Below are 14,825 nucleotides of genomic sequence, written 5' to 3' on the forward strand. Positions count from 1 at the left end.
CGGCCTGACGTGGAGGAAGGCGCATTGGATAGCCGGTGCGCCGACAGGGTTGCCTAATAAGTGGGCGCGGCAATGCAAGTGATTGATCCAGCGTCACTTTTCTCATGTGTTAATGGGTTTTCCCCGTGGTTGTCCACAGCTTGTGTGGATAAGCGCCGGGCGTCGTACCCCAATTCAGTCACACTATGTCGAAAAAAAACACGCCTGCCCAATACAGCGAAGCTTCCATCAAGGTTCTGAAGGGACTTGAGCCGGTCAAGCAGCGCCCGGGCATGTACACCCGCACCGAGAATCCGCTGCACATCATTCAGGAAGTCATCGACAACGCATCGGATGAGGCGTTGGGTGGCTTCGGCCGGCAGATTCTCGTGACGTTGAACAAGGATGGCTCGGTCAGCGTCGAAGACGACGGCCGGGGCATTCCCGTCGGCATCCACCCGGAAGAAGGCGTCCCGGTCGTGGAGATCGTGTTCACGCGTCTGCACGCCGGCGGCAAGTTCGATAAGGCAGCCGGCGGCGCTTATACGTTCTCGGGCGGCCTGCATGGCGTGGGCGTCTCGGTGACGAACGCACTCGCTACGCGACTTGCGGTTACCGTGTGGCGCGATGGTCAGGTCTCCGATCTTGAATTCGCCGACGGCGGCAATGTCAGCGTCGCGTTGCATTCGCGCCCTGCACAGCGCGGTGAGAAGAAGAGCGGTACGCGCGTCACGGTCTGGCCGGATACCAAATACTTCGACAGCCCGACGTTGCCGCTCAGCGAGTTGCAGCGTCTGCTGCGCTCGAAGGCCGTGCTGCTGCCGGGCGTGCGCGTCACGCTGCGTCAGGAGAAAAACGGCGACGAGCAGACGTGGTTCTATGAGCATGGCCTGCGTGGCTATCTGGTCGAATCGCTGAACGGCGCCGAGCCGTTGATTCCGTTGTTCGAAGGCGAGCGTTTTGCCGACGGCAGCGAAGACAGCTTTGCCGAAGGCGAGGGCGCTGCGTGGGTCGTGGCGTGGACCGAAGACGGCGCGCAGGTGCGCGAGTCGTACGTCAACCTGATCCCGACGCCCGCGGGCGGTACGCACGAATCCGGTTTGCGCGAAGGCCTGTTTCAAGCCGTGCGCGGTTTCATCGAGTTGCACAACCTTCAACCGAAGGGCGTGAAGCTGCTGCCGGAAGACGTCTTCTCGCGCGTGTCGTTCGTGCTCTCGGCGAAGGTGCTCGATCCGCAGTTTCAGGGCCAGATCAAGGAACGCCTGAACAGCCGCGATGCCGTGCGCCTCGTGTCGTCGTTCACGCGCCCGGCGCTGGAGCTGTGGCTCAATCATCACGTTGAGCACGGCAAGAAGCTCGCCGAACTCGTGATCCGTCAGGCGCAGGCCCGTACGCGCGCCGGCCAGAAGATCGAGAAGAAGAAGAGCTCCGGCGTAGCCGTGCTGCCCGGCAAACTCACCGATTGCGAAACCGAAGACATCACGCGCAACGAACTGTTTCTGGTCGAGGGCGACTCGGCCGGCGGTTCGGCGAAGATGGGACGCGACAAGGAATTTCAGGCGATTCTGCCGCTGCGCGGCAAGGTCCTCAATACGTGGGAGACCGAGCGCGACAGGCTCTTCGCGAACAACGAAGTGCACGATATCGCGGTGGCCATCGGTGTCGATCCGCACGGCCCGAACGATACGCCGGACTTGTCGAATCTGCGTTACGGCAAGATTTGTATCTTGTCGGATGCGGACGTCGACGGCTCGCACATTCAAGTGCTGCTGCTCACGCTGTTCTTCCGTCACTTCCCGCAACTGATTGCAACGGGGCACGTGTATGTGGCGCGTCCGCCGTTGTATCGCGTCGACGCACCGGCACGTGGCAAGAAGCCCGCGCAAAAGCTCTACGCGCTGGACGAAGGCGAGCTCGAAGCCATTCTCGACAAGCTGCGCAAGGATGGCGTGAAGGAGTCGGCGTGGTCGATCAGCCGCTTCAAGGGGCTGGGCGAAATGAGTGCCGAGCAGTTGTGGGAAACCACGATGAACCCGGACACGCGGCGTCTGAGCCCGGTCGCACTGGGGGCGCTCGATTTCGATTCGACCGTGTCGCGCATGAACATGCTCATGGGCAAGGGCGAGGCGGCACAACGCCGCAGCTGGCTCGAAGCCAAGGGCAACGAAGTCGAAGCCGACATCTGACGTCTGACGGTCGGTTTTGATGACGCGTACGCTGAGGGGCGCTCAGGCCAGCAGGCCCGGCCGCCCGATCAGCGTGAGTGCCCACATAGTGGGATAATCCATCTTTCACCCCTACCGGGAGTCACGTTATGTTGCGTTCTATGCGTTTCAGCGTGCGTCACATTGCTTTGCCGATGCTGCTTCTCGGCGCCAGCGCCGCGGCTTCTGCACAGTCCACCCAGCCGGTTCAGGCGGCTCCGGGCGCGCGTGTCTTCTTCGTTGCGCCGAAAGATGGTGCGACGGTGACCAACCCGGTCGTGGTCAAGTTCGGCGTCGAGGGGATGGCGATTAAACCGGCAGGCGACATGTCGCCCAACACCGGCCATCACCACCTCATCATCGACGGCGATCCGGTTCCCGCAGGCCAGGTCGTGCCGACTGACGACTCGCACCTGCACTTCGGCAAAGGCCAGACCGAGACGACTGTCAATCTGACGCCCGGCGATCACGTGTTGACGATGCAATTCGCCAACGGGGCGCACCAGTCGTATGGTCCGGCGATGAGCCAGACAATCAAGGTGCATGTCAAAGGTCAACAATAGTTTTCGCTCGATGGCGCACCGCTTGGCACGCCGGGGCATTCCCAGTGTCAACGCCGTGCGCCGATGGTGCTCTCTGCGGCCAATCGCAGGGCGTGTGCTGGCAGCGCTGCTGCTGACGGCGGCGCCGCTCGCGCACGCCGATCTGTACGGCTACGTGGACGAGAACGGTGTGGCGCATCTGGCCGCACGCAAACTCGACGCGCGCTTTCGTCTCGTCGTGAGTTCCGGTGCCAATGCCGATCTGCGCATTGCGCAAGGCGAGGCACAGGCTGGACTCGTCAGCGGTGCAGACCGCTCGCGTCTGTACGACGCGCTCGCCCGTCATCCCAACTTGCGTAAGCTCGCGCCGGTCATCGCGCAGGCGGCCGATCGCTTTCATGTCGATGCGGCGTTGCTCAAGGCCGTGATTGCGGCCGAATCTGGCTTCGACAGCGATGCGGTGTCGCCCAAGGGCGCCGTCGGACTCATGCAGGTGCTGCCTGCCACAGGCGAGCGTTACGGCGTGAAGGCGGATGCCCGCCGGACAGTCGCTGACAAACTCACCGATCCGCGAACGAATGTGCTGACGGGCGCCCGTTACTTGCGTGATCTACAGGCGCGGTATCCCGATCGTCTGGAGTTGGTCCTCGCGTCTTACAACGCGGGCGAGGGCGCTGTTGCGCGGCATGCCGATCAGATTCCGCCGTACGCGGAGACGCAGAGTTACGTGGCAGCCGTGCTCGAACTCTATCGTCGCTTCAACCCCGACGCTCCGGCATCCGGTGGCGGCACCCTGAAGACCGGTGTGCCGGGCGGGCGTGCCAATATCAGCGGCTCGCGCAATGGCCGGATTCACGTCATTTTGGGCGCACCGCAGGGCCTGCCCGTCGTGCCGGCGACGCTGCCGAACGCACAATTGCCGGCGCCAGCGCTGCCGTCGGTGCCGACGACGGATTGACGGCGTTCATCACCCGGCCGTCCTGACACACCCGCTTCACTCAATTTCACCCAATTCGCAGGTCTGCTTTGTCATTCGGCAGTGTTTTTGCCGAAATGTACCAGTGAGCTTGGTATTATCTGGCGTCAACGTGTAACCGAACTCTCGCCAAACGTTCGCAGCAAACCCACAGGTTTTATGGAACAAGTAGAAGATCTCTTTTCAACGCCGTCCGATGACGACACGCTGACGCTCGGCAACTACGCCGAACGTGCCTATCTCGACTACGCAATTAGCGTGGTTAAAGGCCGCGCACTGCCGGATGTGTGCGACGGTCAGAAGCCGGTACAACGCCGCATCTTGTTCGCGATGAACGAGATGGGCCTTGCCTCCGATGCCAAGCCCGTGAAGTCGGCCCGCGTGGTCGGCGACGTGCTGGGCAAGTTTCACCCGCATGGCGACCAGTCCGCGTACGACGCACTGGTGCGTCTCGCACAGAATTTCTCGATGCGCTACCCGCTCATCGACGGGCAGGGCAACTTCGGTTCGCGCGACGGCGACGGTGCCGCCGCGATGCGATACACCGAAGCGCGCCTGACGCCGATCGCGCGACTGCTGCTCGATGAGATCGATGCCGGTACGGTCGATTTCGTGCCGAACTATGACGGCTCGACGGAAGAGCCGCGCCTGTTGCCGGCCCGTTTGCCGTTCGTGCTGCTCAACGGTGCGTCGGGTATTGCCGTGGGCTTGGCGACGGAAATTCCGTCGCACAATCTGCGCGAAGTGGCCTCGGCCGCCGTCGCGCTGATTCGTAACCCCAAGCTCGACGACGCCGAGCTGATGACGCATGTGCAGGGCCCGGACTTCCCCGGCGGCGGTCAACTGATCTCCAGCCCGGCGGAAATTCGCGCGGCCTACGACAGCGGACGCGGCAGCCTGAAGGTGCGTGCGCGCTGGAAGATCGAAGAGATGGCGCGCGGCCAGTGGCAGGCGGTGGTGTACGAATTGCCGCCGAACACGTCGGGTCAGAAGGTGCTCGAAGAAATCGAGGAAATCACCAACCCGAAGGTCAAGCTCGGCAAGAAGTCGCTCACGCCCGAGCAGCAGACGCTCAAGCAGTCGGTGCTGGCGATGCTCGACACCGTGCGCGACGAGTCGGGCAAGGACGCGCCGGTGCGACTGGTGTTCGAGCCGAAGTCGAGCCGCATCGACCAGCAGGAATTCATCACGATGCTGCTCGCGCACACGAGTCTGGAGTCGAGCGCATCGGTCAATCTGGTGATGGTCGGGGCCGATGGCCGCCCGGGACAGAAGTCGCTGCGCGACATCATTACCGAGTGGATCGGCTTCCGTTTCGAGACGGTCACGCGCCGCTCGCGTCATCGTCTGAACAAGGTGGACGACCGCATTCATATTCTCGAAGGCCGCATGATCGTCTTCCTGAATATCGACGAGGTCATCCGGATCATTCGCGAGGCGGATGAACCGAAGTCGGCGCTGATGAGCGCGTTCAAACTGAGCGAGCGTCAGGCGGACGACATTCTCGAAATCCGGCTGCGCCAGTTGGCGCGCATGGAGTCGATCAAGATCGAACAGGAACTCGCGTCGTTGCGCGACGAGAAGGCGAAGCTCGAAGAGCTGTTGGCCAACGACAGCACGATGAAGCGCCTGATCATCAAGGAAATCGAAACCGACGCGAAGCAATTCGGCGACGATCGCCGCACGCTGATTCAGGAAGAAAAGCGTGCCGTGGCCGAGGCCCGTGTCGTCGACGAACCGGTGACGGTCGTGGTGTCGGCCAAGGGCTGGGTGCGTGCGCTCAAGGGCCACGGGCTCGATGCGCAGGGCTTCACGTTCAAGCAGGGCGACTCGCTGTACGGCACCTTCGAATGCCGCACGGTCGACCCGTTTATCGCGTGGGGCAGCAACGGCCGCGTGTATTCCGTGGCGGTAGCGCAGTTGCCGGGCGGTCGTGGCGACGGTGTGCCGCTGACCTCGCTGATCGAACTCGAATCGGGTTCGCGCCTGCTGCACTACTACGCCGCGTCGGCCGACCAGCAACTGCTGCTCGCGACCACCAACGGCTTCGGATTCTCGACGAAGCTGGGCGATATGGTGAGCCGTCTGAAGGCGGGCAAATCGTTCATGACGATCGACGAAGGGGCCGAACCGCTGGCGCCGACGCCGATCTTCGCGGGGGCAAGCGCCGTCGCGTGTCTGTCGAGCGATGGCCGTCTGCTGGTGTTCGGCATGGACGAAATGAAGTCGCTCTCGGGCGGTGGCCGTGGTGTCACGTTGATCGGTCTCGATGCCAAGCAGACGCTGGTGTCGGCGGTGCCGATCAGCGAGGCCGGTGTGACCGTTCATGGGCTGGTACGGGGTGGCAAGATGCAGTCCGAGACACTCTCGGGCGCTGCGCTTGCGCCGAACATCGGCAAGCGTGCCCGCAAGGGCCGTGCGCCGGCGGTGAAATTCTCGACCTTTACGGCGCGCTCGCTGGAGCCGGTGTTGCCGGCCGCGCCTTCGGCATCCTGACGGGAGTCACCTATGAGCGTTTATGCCTTCAGTCTGTTCCTGCATCTGGTGAGCGTTGTCGTGTGGGTTGGCGGCATGTTCTTCGCGCTGGCGTGCCTGCGTCCCGCGTCGCTGGACCTGCCGCCACAGCAGCGCCTGCCGTTGTGGGAGGCGGCGCTCTCGAAGTTTCTGACGTGGGTGGGCGTCGCCATCGTGGTGATCCTGCTCTCGGGCGGACACATGATGCTCGGCATGGGCGGGCTGCACGCCCGCTGGCCGGTGCACGCCATGGCCGGTATCGGCGTGCTGATGATGCTGATCTACGGCCACATCCGCTTTGCGCTGTTCCCGCGTCTGCAACGTGCCGTGCAGGCGCAGTCGTGGCCCGATGGTGCGGCGGCGGTCAATGGTGTGCGCCGGCTCGTGATTCTCAATCTCGTGCTCGGCGTGGTCGTCATCGGGCTGGCGGCGTCGCTGCGCGGTTGACATGGGGAAGGGTGTCGCCGTGCTTCGCCTGAGCGCCTGCCACGTCGTGGCACATCGCGACGAACGCCTGCACTAACGGGCTGGCATCGTCGCGACGCTTGGCGAGCAGCAGGGGCGTGCGGGCATCGGCTTCGGCCAGATCCATGAAGCGCGCCCCTTCAATCTGAATACAGCGCACGGCAGCGGGTAACACCGCAACGCCGAGGCCGCTGGCCGCGAGCGCGACGATGGTCGTCGACTCGCGCGCTTCCTGCACGACGCGCGGCGTGAAACCCGCGCGTTCGCACATCCGGCGTATCTTGCCGTCGACCGCCGTGCCCACATCGGGCGGATGCATGATGAACGCTTCACCGGCCAGATCGGCCATCGAAATTTGTGCGCGTCCCGCCAGCGCATGTCCCTGATGCATCACCACCAGTAGCGCTTCGTCCACCAGCGTCTCGAAGCTGAGTCCCGATACCGCAGCGGCGTCGTCGGCGCGGCGTAGCAGCCCAATATCCAGCGTGCGTTCGCCCAACGCATCGAGTTGCCGCTCGGAGGGGGATTCGCTCAGCGTGAGCGTCACGCGCGGGTACTGCTGGCGGTAACTGGTCAGCACCCGTTTCATCAGGTTAGTCATCGGTGCCGACGTGGTGAACGCAATCCGCAATTCGCCCGCGTCGACCCCGGCGATCTGCTGCACCTCCTGCCGTGCGGCATCCGCATCGGCCAGAATCTGCCGCGCCCGCACGAGGAAGGTGCGGCCCGCTGTCGTCAGAAAGACACGCCGTTGCGTGCGTTCGAACAGCGTGACGCCGAGTTCGTCTTCCAAGGCCCGGATCTGCATCGACAACGGCGGCTGGCCGATGTTGAGCCTTGCCGCTGCCCGGCTGAAGTGCAGCTCTTCGGCGACGGTCACGAAGTAGCGAAGGTGGCGCAGTTCCATTGGATTGATCTGTTTTATATATGAAAACGACGCTTAAATATATATTGGACGGGGGGTAAGCGCAAACCTATCATCGGCCTATACCCCCTTCCGAATTGGCTTCCCACGGGGAAGCCAGCACCATGGCCTCTACGAATTCCCTTCCCTTGTCTCACGGCGCCGCCGCGGCACAGTCCGCTGCGCCCAAACTGCCCGCCGGCGTGTCGCGGGGCACCCGTGAATACGCGGTCATCAGCCGCGCGTTGTTCTTCGGCGGCTTTTCGACGTTCGCGCAGTTGTACTGCATGCAGTCGCTGCTGCCGCTGCTGACCACCACCTTCGGTATCACGCCTGCGCAGGCGAGCTGGTCGGTCTCCGCTGCCACGATGATGATGGCGCTTGGCCTGCTCGTCACGTGCGTGGCCGCCGACCGTGTCAGCCGCAAACGCATGATGACGATCGCGTTGCTCAGTTCGTCCGTACTGACGCTCGCCAGCGCGTTTTCGACCAACTTCGAAACCATCGTGATTCTCGCGGCGCTCAAGGGGCTGGCGCTGTCGGGCCTGCCGGCCATTGCGATGGCGTATCTGAGCGAAGAGATCGATCAGCGCTCGCTCGGCATGTCGATGGGGCTGTATATCGGCGGCAACATTCTTGGCGGCATGGCCGGCCGCGTGATGGCGGCCTTCGTCGCCGACCTGTTCTCGTGGCGCGTGTCGGTCGCGATGATCGGTCTGGTGTGTCTGGCGATGGGGCTGGAGTTTGCCCGCAGTCTGCCGCACTCGCGCCGCTTCACGCCGCGTCACATGACGGTGCGTGAGGCCATCGGGCATGCGCGCCGCCATCTGGCCGACCCCGCGCTGCTCGGCCTCTATCTGTTTGCGGGGCTGATGATGGGCAGCTTCGTGAGCGTGTACAACTATCTCGGCTTCCATCTGTCCGCCGCGCCGTTCCAGTTGCCGCATGCCGCCATCGGCGCGATCTTCACGATGTATCTGATCGGCGTGGTGGGCTCGTTCATCGCCGGGCCGTTGTCGGATCGACTGGGCCGTGCTCGTTTGCTCTGGGCGCTGGTTGCGCTGGCATTCGTGGGACTGATCGTCATGCTCGCGCCGCAGGTGATCGGTGTCGTCACCGGTCTGGCGATCTTCACCTTCGGCTTTTTCGGTGCGCACACGGTGGCCAGCAGCTGGGTGGGGCGCCGTGCAACCGAGGGCCGCGCGATTGCCTCGGCGCTGTACCTGTTCTTCTACTACATCGGTTCGAGCCTGCTTGGCAGCTACTCGGGCGTGATGCTGCGTGCGCACGGCTGGCACGGCGTCGTGGCGTTGCTGAGTGTTGCGGTCGTCATCTCGCTCGCCGTGGCGATCGCCATGCGGCGTGCTTACGGAAATACCAAGCCGGTGTGATCGCATCGGCGCTTGTGTAGCGCGACCGCATAACAAAACAGGCACCCGAGGGTGCCTGTTTTGTTTCCTGCTTGCTTGATTGCGTGTCTGCCTGACGTCTGTCCGGCTTAGGCCAGTTCGGCAATCAGTTCGATCTCGACGCAAGCGCCCAGCGGAATCTGCGCCACGCCGAATGCCGAGCGTGCATGCTTGCCGGCATCGCCGAACACTTCGGCAATCAGTTCCGACGCACCGTTCGTGACCAGATGCTGGTCGGTGAATTCCTGCGTCGAGTTCACGAGGCTCATCAGCTTCACGACGCGCTTGACCTTGTTCAGGTCACCCGTGTGGGCGTGCAGCGTTGCGATCAGTTCGATGGCCACGGCGCGCGCAGCGGCCTTGCCGTCTTCCACGCTGACGTCCTTACCGAGCTTGCCGGTCCAGATCTTGCCGTCTTTCTTCGGCAGGTGGCCCGACAGGAACACGGTGTTGCCGGTCTGCGCGCTCATCACGTAAGCGGCGGCGGGAGCGCCGGCGGTCGGCAGTTCGATACCCAGTTGCTTCAGTTTGTCGTAGACGGACATGTACGGCTTCCTTGCAGAGTCATTGAAACAGAGTCGTTGAAATCGATCCGGCAGGCCTTAGGCCGCGCGGCGCGTCAACGCGTCGGCGATCAGTGCGCCCAGACGTGAGACGCCCACTTCGATCTTCTCGGGCGGCACCGTCACGAACGACAGGCGCAACGTGTTCGACTGCGGTGTGCCGACGTAGAACGGGGCACCCGGCACGAACGCCACATTCTGCGCGATCGCTTTTTCCAGCAACTGCATGGTGTCGATGCCGGCGGGCAATGTCAACCAGATGAACATGCCACCGGCGGGCGTGGTCCACGTGGCGTCCTTCGGCATGTGCTTCTCGAGCGACGCAAGCATCGCCTTGGCCTGCGCCGCATAAAGGGTGCGGATCGACGGGATGTGGGTCTCGAGAAAGCCGTCCTTGACCACTTCATAGGCGATGCGTTGCGTCACGCTCGGCGTGTGCAGATCGGCCGCCTGTTTGGCCTGCACGAGCTTGGCGATGACGGGCTTTGGCCCGATGATGAAGCCCAGACGGAGCCCCGGGGCCAGCACTTTCGAGAACGAACCCATGTAGAGCACGTGATCGGGCGCCAGCGACATGAGGCTCGGCAGACGCTGGCCTTCGTAGTCGAGCTCGCCGTACGGATCGTCTTCGATGATGGCGAGACCCTCGCGCTTCGCAACGGCCGCCAGCGCTTCGCGGCGTGCCAACGGCAGACGGCGTCCGGTCGGGTTCTGGAAGTTCGGCATCGCGTACAGGAAGCGTGCGCCGCGCACCAGCTCGGGCGTGAGCGCTTCCGGCAGCAGGCCGTGGTCGTCCGTCGGCACCGACACGTAGGTGGGCGCAAACAGCGAGAACGATTGCAGCGCACCCAGATAGCTCGGCGCTTCGACAATCACGCGGCTGCCTTCGTCGATGAAGATCTTGCCGATCAGGTCGAGGCCCTGTTGCGAGCCGGTGGTGATGAGGACGTTGTCGGGCGTGACCGTATGGCCATCGCGCGAGTAGCGCTTGGCAATCCACTCGCGCAGCGGGGCGAAGCCTTCGGTGGCGCTGTATTGCAGCGCGGCTTGCGGCGACTCGGTCAGTACGCGCTCGGCGGCGGCGCGCATTTCGGCGACGGGGAACGTGGCGGGCGAGGGCAGGCCGCCAGCGAATGAAATGACATCGGGGCGTTCGGTGACCTTCAGAATTTCGCGGATCGCCGAGCTGGTCAGGTTGCGGGCACGTTCGGAATATTGCCAATCATGCATGATGGTCTCGCTTGGGTAAGGCGGCTGACCGGCCGTCAACATGGCGGGGTGTCGGTCGGAAAGGCCGCAAGTGTCAGGCGGTGCGGATGCCGGTCGCTTAGCGGCATGAGGCATCGCCTTGGGGGTAAGCGGTGTCCGGCGCAGGGGTCGCGCGCGCCGGACATCGCCTTCAGACCGGTTTGCCCGTGAGTCGCGAGGCGCCGATCTTCATGTTCTTGCCGAGTGCGATGGTCAGGACGACGCCGGCGGCGAAGAGCCATGTCGCGGTGTCGACCTGTTCGCCGAAAAAGAGGGCGGACAGCGCAATCGTGAAGAAAATCTGAAGCAATTGTACTTGGCCCACGCGCGCGATTCCGCCCATGGCGAGACCCGCATACCACGCGAAAAAGCCGATGAACTGCGAGAACAACGTGACGTAGGCGAAGGCGCCCCACGCGCGGCCGCTCACCGGCCACGGCTGCTGCCATGCGAGCCAGCCGACGGGCAGGGCCAGCACGGGCGCACAGACGACCAGCGCCCAGCAGATCACTTGCCAGCCACCCATCTCGCGGGCCAGCTTGCCGCCTTCGGCATAACCGAGCGCACCGATGATCACGGCGAGCAGCATGAGGCCGTCGGCCGCGTGCAATGTGCCGCCACCGGCGCGCAGGGCGAAGGCGATGACGAGCGCGCTGCCGAGCAGTGCGAATACCCAGAAGCCGCGCGACGGGCGCTCACCACCCAGCCAATAGGCGTAGATCGCCACGAAGAACGGTTGCAGGCCATTGACGACGGCGCCGTGCGAGGCCGGGATCGTCTTCATGGCCCACGCGGAGAACACCGGGAACGCCACGATCACGCCCAGCGAGGTGATCGCGAGGCTCTTCAATTGACGCTTGTTCGGCCACGGCTCGCGACGCCACCACAGCAGCGCGCCCGCGAACACGGCGGCCACGAGTGCGCGGCCCAGACCGTTGAGCAGCGGGTTGACTTCGGCCACGACGATGCGCGTCATCGGCAAGGTCAGGCTGAAGATGAGCACGCCGATCAATCCGATCAGCATGCCCCGTGATTCGCGCGAATTCATGTTGTCGCCTCTTTGTGTCTCTTTCTGGGGTACCGCCCGCCATGCGTTGTGTCGAGCGTTTGGTGGGTTCGGTCCGAACCCGTCCGCAATCGTCTTAATCGTTTAATTCGTACTAACGAAGCGAGCGCGGACCGTTCGGGGTTTCAAATTCGGCGACCAGTGTCGGCTCGACCAGCGTGGCTTCCACATTCACGAGACCCTCCGCACCGAGCCATGCCAGTTGATCGGCAATGGCCGTCGCCTGCGGATGGAAACCGCGCAGCAGCGTGACAGCGCACCCCGTCTCGGGCAGCGCATCGGCGGGGTGCTGCGGGGTGTCCCACTGGATCAGCGTAGGCAGCAGCCCCTGACCTGCGCCTTGCCACGAGGGCAGGCTTCCGTCGTCCGGCACACCGATCTGCCACGTCAACGCGCCGCGCTGCATGGCGATGACCGGTGCCAGCCGCTGCGGATACTGCGATTGCCAGCGCGGCAGTGAGCGCGGACGCTCAACGCGTGCCACCCAATGGGCCAGATACGGGCCACGTGCGAGACGCGTGCGCACCGCCTCGTCGTCGAGACCGAACCAGCGCGCGCGCTCGGGCGCGGGGGCGTCCGGGTCGATGGCGATGATTTCCAGATACACGCCGCCCCACAAGCCGAGCAGGCTGTTGTGCGTGCCCATACGGGCATGCTTGCCGCCGCGCTGCGGCACGACGTCGGTCAGGCCCAGTTGTTCGACGACGTGGGCTTCACCGGCGTCGAGCGTCTCGGCAGCAACGACCAGATGGTCGAGTTTCAGGGCGTTGTAATGGGCAGCGTGCGATGCGGTCATGTTCTGGTTCGACTCGGGCATTGGCGCAGCGGGTGCGCACAGTGCGTAACGTGGCAAAACCGTAAGCTTACTCCGCGCGGGCGCTTATGCCGCGTGGACTCGGTCAATCAGCCGCGCGACAGCACACGGCCGGCGACGCGTGCCGCCGTATCGCGCCACAGCAGGCGCCAGCCGAAGCGGCGCGCGGTGGTGCGTCCCGGCAGTGCGCTCAGCGACATCGTGGGCTGGCTCACCCGCAGGCGGGCACCGTCTTTCCATGTGCCCAGCCAGATTCGTTGACCGGCGCGCATCTCGAAGCTCTCGCCGGCACGCAGCCAATGGTCGACGCTCTCGCCTTCCACTGTCAGCCAAAGCAGTCCCTGCAACACTTGCAGCGATTGCGGCGTTTCGTTCTGCCAGAACACGGTTTGGCCCCCGTCCAGCTCGAAGAGTCGGATTTCACGCATAGCGGTCTCCAGTTGAGAGGACACTTTATCGGTTAACTCCGGTACAGTACCGGTACAGATATTCAGATAATTGACTGTACAGTTCGGGATTGACAGGGAAATTGGCTAGCGTAGAGTGGCGTGCCATGAGTGATGCGAGGCAGACACTTTCCCCGCAGACGGTGGTCAACCGTCCACGCGCGGGGCAAACACCCTTCTGCCTCGCAAGCGCTGGCGCCGGCACAACCGGCGACGCCAGCCTTCCCGACAAGGTGGATAGACGATGACAACGAACCACATTTCTCCGCTGGTACTGGCGGACAACGCCGCGCTGGACACCGCGCGCATGACACTCGTCGACCAACTCGTGCATTGGGCGAGCCTGCGTATCGAAGAGCGGGTGTTTTTGCCCGGCATGCGCATGCCGTCGATCCGCTCGCTGGCGGAAGACAAACACGTGTCGCGCTTCTCGGTGGTGGAAGCCTATGAGCGGCTGGTCGCGCAGGGGTATCTCGAAGCGCGCCGCGGCTCCGGTTTTTACGTGCGCGAGCGGCCGACGATGCCCCAACAGCTCGCGGCCGCGCCGATGGTGGCGAAGGGGCCGATCGATGTGCCTTGGCTCGTGCGCAACATGCTGCACACCGTGGCACCCGAGCGCGGACCCGGCATGGGGTATCTGCCGCCGAGTCTGCTCGACGCCGACATGATGACGTCGGCCATGCGTTCGATGAGCCGACAGTCGACGATGTACCTGTTGCAGGCCGGCAATCCGCATGGTTTCTTGCCGTTGCGTGTGCAGCTTCAAACGCAACTTGCGGAGCTTGAGATTGGCGCGCGCCCCGATCAGATCGTGTTGACGTCAGGCATTACGCAGGCGGTGGATTTCCTGCTGAAGCTGTACGTGCGTGCGGGCGATACGGTACTCGTGGGCGACCCGGCGTGGTTCGTGATGTTCGGGCGCATCGCCTCGCAGGGCGTGACGCCGATCGGCGTGCCTTATACGCCGGAAGGGATCGATGTACAGGCGCTGGAGCGTCTCGTGCAGCAGCACCGCCCCAAGCTGCTCATCATCAATTCGATTTTGCAGAACCCCACCGGCACGTCGCTGACGCCGGCGCGCGCGTTCCAGATTCTGCGGCTCGCCGAGCAGTACGACTTCATGGTGCTGGAAGACGATATCTACTGCGATTTGTGCCCGCCGCACCAGCAGGTGGCTCGGCTGGCGAGTCTCGATCAACTCAAGCGCGTGGTCTATCTGGGCAGCTTTTCGAAGACGCTCGCCGCCAATCTACGGGTGGCGTATATCGCGTGCTCGCCCGAGCTGGCGAAGACGTTTGTCGACCACAAGATGCTCGCCGGGTCGACCACGCCAGAGATCAACGAGCGCATCGTGTACAAGGCGCTGACGGAAGGGCACTACCGGCGGCACGTCGAGCGCCTGCGTTCGCGGCTCGACGAGGTGCGCGACAGTGCGCGGCGGCGTCTCGAACACATCGGCCTGCGCATGTTCGGCGATCCGACCTCCGGCATGTTCTTCTGGGCGGATACCGGCGTCGACACGAGTGCCGTAGCGGCAGCGGGCCACGAGGCCGGTTTTCTGTTCGCGCCGGGCGCGTTGTTCTCGCCGCGTCAGGCGCCGAGTACGTGGATGCGGATGAATGTGGCCTGCTCCAGCGACCCGTCGATGCTGGCGTTCCTGTCGCGGCAGTTGGAGCGGGCGGCCTGATGGGCTTT

At 64.0% G+C, this 14,825-nt stretch carries 13 protein-coding genes; 7 read left to right on the top strand and 6 right to left on the bottom strand.

Annotation, left to right across the window (positions count from 1 at the left end):
* Positions 1-185: 185 nt before the first annotated feature.
* The 5 genes from PIN31009_RS09770 to PIN31009_RS09790 all read left to right on the top strand — a co-directional run bounded on the left by PIN31009_RS09770 (position 186) and on the right by PIN31009_RS09790 (position 6,662).
* On the top strand, positions 186-2,165 hold the full coding sequence (locus PIN31009_RS09770; protein ID WP_150790101.1) for a DNA topoisomerase IV subunit B: 1,980 nt from the start codon (positions 186-188) through the stop codon (positions 2,163-2,165).
* Between the two features lie 128 nt (positions 2,166-2,293).
* Positions 2,294-2,746, top strand: coding sequence for a DUF4399 domain-containing protein (locus PIN31009_RS09775; protein WP_174996054.1), 453 nt, complete (start codon positions 2,294-2,296; stop codon positions 2,744-2,746).
* 94 nt (positions 2,747-2,840) lie between these two features.
* Positions 2,841-3,683: a lytic transglycosylase domain-containing protein gene (locus tag PIN31009_RS09780; protein WP_246185584.1), complete on the top strand. Its 843-nt coding sequence runs from the start codon at positions 2,841-2,843 to the stop codon at positions 3,681-3,683.
* Between the two features lie 177 nt (positions 3,684-3,860).
* The gene (gene parC, locus PIN31009_RS09785) at positions 3,861-6,197 is read left to right on the top strand and encodes a DNA topoisomerase IV subunit A (protein ID WP_150790102.1); all 2,337 of its coding nucleotides are present in this window, start codon (positions 3,861-3,863) and stop codon (positions 6,195-6,197) included.
* 12 nt (positions 6,198-6,209) lie between these two features.
* On the top strand, positions 6,210-6,662 hold the full coding sequence (locus PIN31009_RS09790; protein WP_150790103.1) for a CopD family protein: 453 nt from the start codon (positions 6,210-6,212) through the stop codon (positions 6,660-6,662).
* Here PIN31009_RS09790 and PIN31009_RS09795 read toward each other — a convergent pair.
* The gene (locus PIN31009_RS09795; protein WP_150790104.1) at positions 6,631-7,587 is read right to left on the bottom strand and encodes a LysR substrate-binding domain-containing protein; all 957 of its coding nucleotides are present in this window, start codon (positions 7,585-7,587) and stop codon (positions 6,631-6,633) included. The genes PIN31009_RS09790 and PIN31009_RS09795 overlap by 32 nt on opposite strands.
* Before the next feature lie 122 nt (positions 7,588-7,709).
* On the opposite strand from PIN31009_RS09795, the gene PIN31009_RS09800 reads away from it, so the two are divergent.
* Complete coding sequence (locus PIN31009_RS09800) at positions 7,710-8,975, top strand: MFS transporter (RefSeq protein WP_150790105.1); 1,266 nt, start codon at positions 7,710-7,712, stop codon at positions 8,973-8,975.
* A gap of 107 nt (positions 8,976-9,082) precedes the next feature.
* Here the strand turns inward: PIN31009_RS09800 and PIN31009_RS09805 are convergent, their stop codons facing one another.
* From PIN31009_RS09805 to PIN31009_RS09825, 5 genes are all read right to left on the bottom strand, one after another.
* Positions 9,083-9,538, bottom strand: coding sequence for a RidA family protein (locus PIN31009_RS09805; protein ID WP_058379442.1), 456 nt, complete (start codon positions 9,536-9,538; stop codon positions 9,083-9,085).
* A gap of 57 nt (positions 9,539-9,595) precedes the next feature.
* Positions 9,596-10,786 (bottom strand): aminotransferase-like domain-containing protein, encoded by a 1,191-nt coding sequence (locus tag PIN31009_RS09810; protein ID WP_150790106.1) that lies wholly within the window; start codon positions 10,784-10,786, stop codon positions 9,596-9,598.
* Positions 10,787-10,955: 169 nt separating this feature from the next.
* Positions 10,956-11,852 (bottom strand): DMT family transporter, encoded by an 897-nt coding sequence (locus PIN31009_RS09815; protein ID WP_150684027.1) that lies wholly within the window; start codon positions 11,850-11,852, stop codon positions 10,956-10,958.
* Positions 11,853-11,964: 112 nt separating this feature from the next.
* Complete coding sequence (locus tag PIN31009_RS09820; RefSeq protein ID WP_150790107.1) at positions 11,965-12,666, bottom strand: VOC family protein; 702 nt, start codon at positions 12,664-12,666, stop codon at positions 11,965-11,967.
* A gap of 107 nt (positions 12,667-12,773) precedes the next feature.
* Complete coding sequence (locus tag PIN31009_RS09825; RefSeq protein ID WP_150684029.1) at positions 12,774-13,112, bottom strand: DUF2917 domain-containing protein; 339 nt, start codon at positions 13,110-13,112, stop codon at positions 12,774-12,776.
* Positions 13,113-13,389: 277 nt separating this feature from the next.
* Here PIN31009_RS09825 and PIN31009_RS09830 point away from each other — a divergent pair, with 277 nt between their 5' ends.
* On the top strand, positions 13,390-14,817 hold the full coding sequence (locus tag PIN31009_RS09830) for an aminotransferase-like domain-containing protein (RefSeq protein WP_425495480.1): 1,428 nt from the start codon (positions 13,390-13,392) through the stop codon (positions 14,815-14,817).
* Positions 14,818-14,825: the final 8 nt, after the last annotated feature.

Source organism: Pandoraea iniqua, assembly GCF_902459685.1.
In the GTDB taxonomy this organism is placed as follows: domain Bacteria; phylum Pseudomonadota; class Gammaproteobacteria; order Burkholderiales; family Burkholderiaceae; genus Pandoraea; species Pandoraea iniqua.

What these genes read in the sequence shown, in the direction of transcription:
- PIN31009_RS09795 (WP_150790104.1), bottom strand. Translation starts at nt 7,587, where the DNA reads ATGGAACTGCGCCACCTTCGCTACTTCGTGACCGTCGCCGAAGAGCTG.
- PIN31009_RS09805 (WP_058379442.1), bottom strand. Translation starts at nt 9,538, where the DNA reads ATGTCCGTCTACGACAAACTGAAGCAACTGGGTATCGAACTGCCGACC.
- PIN31009_RS09800 (WP_150790105.1), top strand. Translation starts at nt 7,710, where the DNA reads ATGGCCTCTACGAATTCCCTTCCCTTGTCTCACGGCGCCGCCGCGGCA.
- PIN31009_RS09790 (WP_150790103.1), top strand. Translation starts at nt 6,210, where the DNA reads ATGAGCGTTTATGCCTTCAGTCTGTTCCTGCATCTGGTGAGCGTTGTC.
- PIN31009_RS09770 (WP_150790101.1), top strand. Translation starts at nt 186, where the DNA reads ATGTCGAAAAAAAACACGCCTGCCCAATACAGCGAAGCTTCCATCAAG.
- PIN31009_RS09810 (WP_150790106.1), bottom strand. Translation starts at nt 10,786, where the DNA reads ATGCATGATTGGCAATATTCCGAACGTGCCCGCAACCTGACCAGCTCG.
- PIN31009_RS09815 (WP_150684027.1), bottom strand. Translation starts at nt 11,852, where the DNA reads ATGAATTCGCGCGAATCACGGGGCATGCTGATCGGATTGATCGGCGTG.
- PIN31009_RS09775 (WP_174996054.1), top strand. Translation starts at nt 2,294, where the DNA reads ATGTTGCGTTCTATGCGTTTCAGCGTGCGTCACATTGCTTTGCCGATG.
- PIN31009_RS09820 (WP_150790107.1), bottom strand. Translation starts at nt 12,666, where the DNA reads ATGACCGCATCGCACGCTGCCCATTACAACGCCCTGAAACTCGACCAT.
- parC (WP_150790102.1), top strand. Translation starts at nt 3,861, where the DNA reads ATGGAACAAGTAGAAGATCTCTTTTCAACGCCGTCCGATGACGACACG.
- PIN31009_RS09825 (WP_150684029.1), bottom strand. Translation starts at nt 13,112, where the DNA reads ATGCGTGAAATCCGACTCTTCGAGCTGGACGGGGGCCAAACCGTGTTC.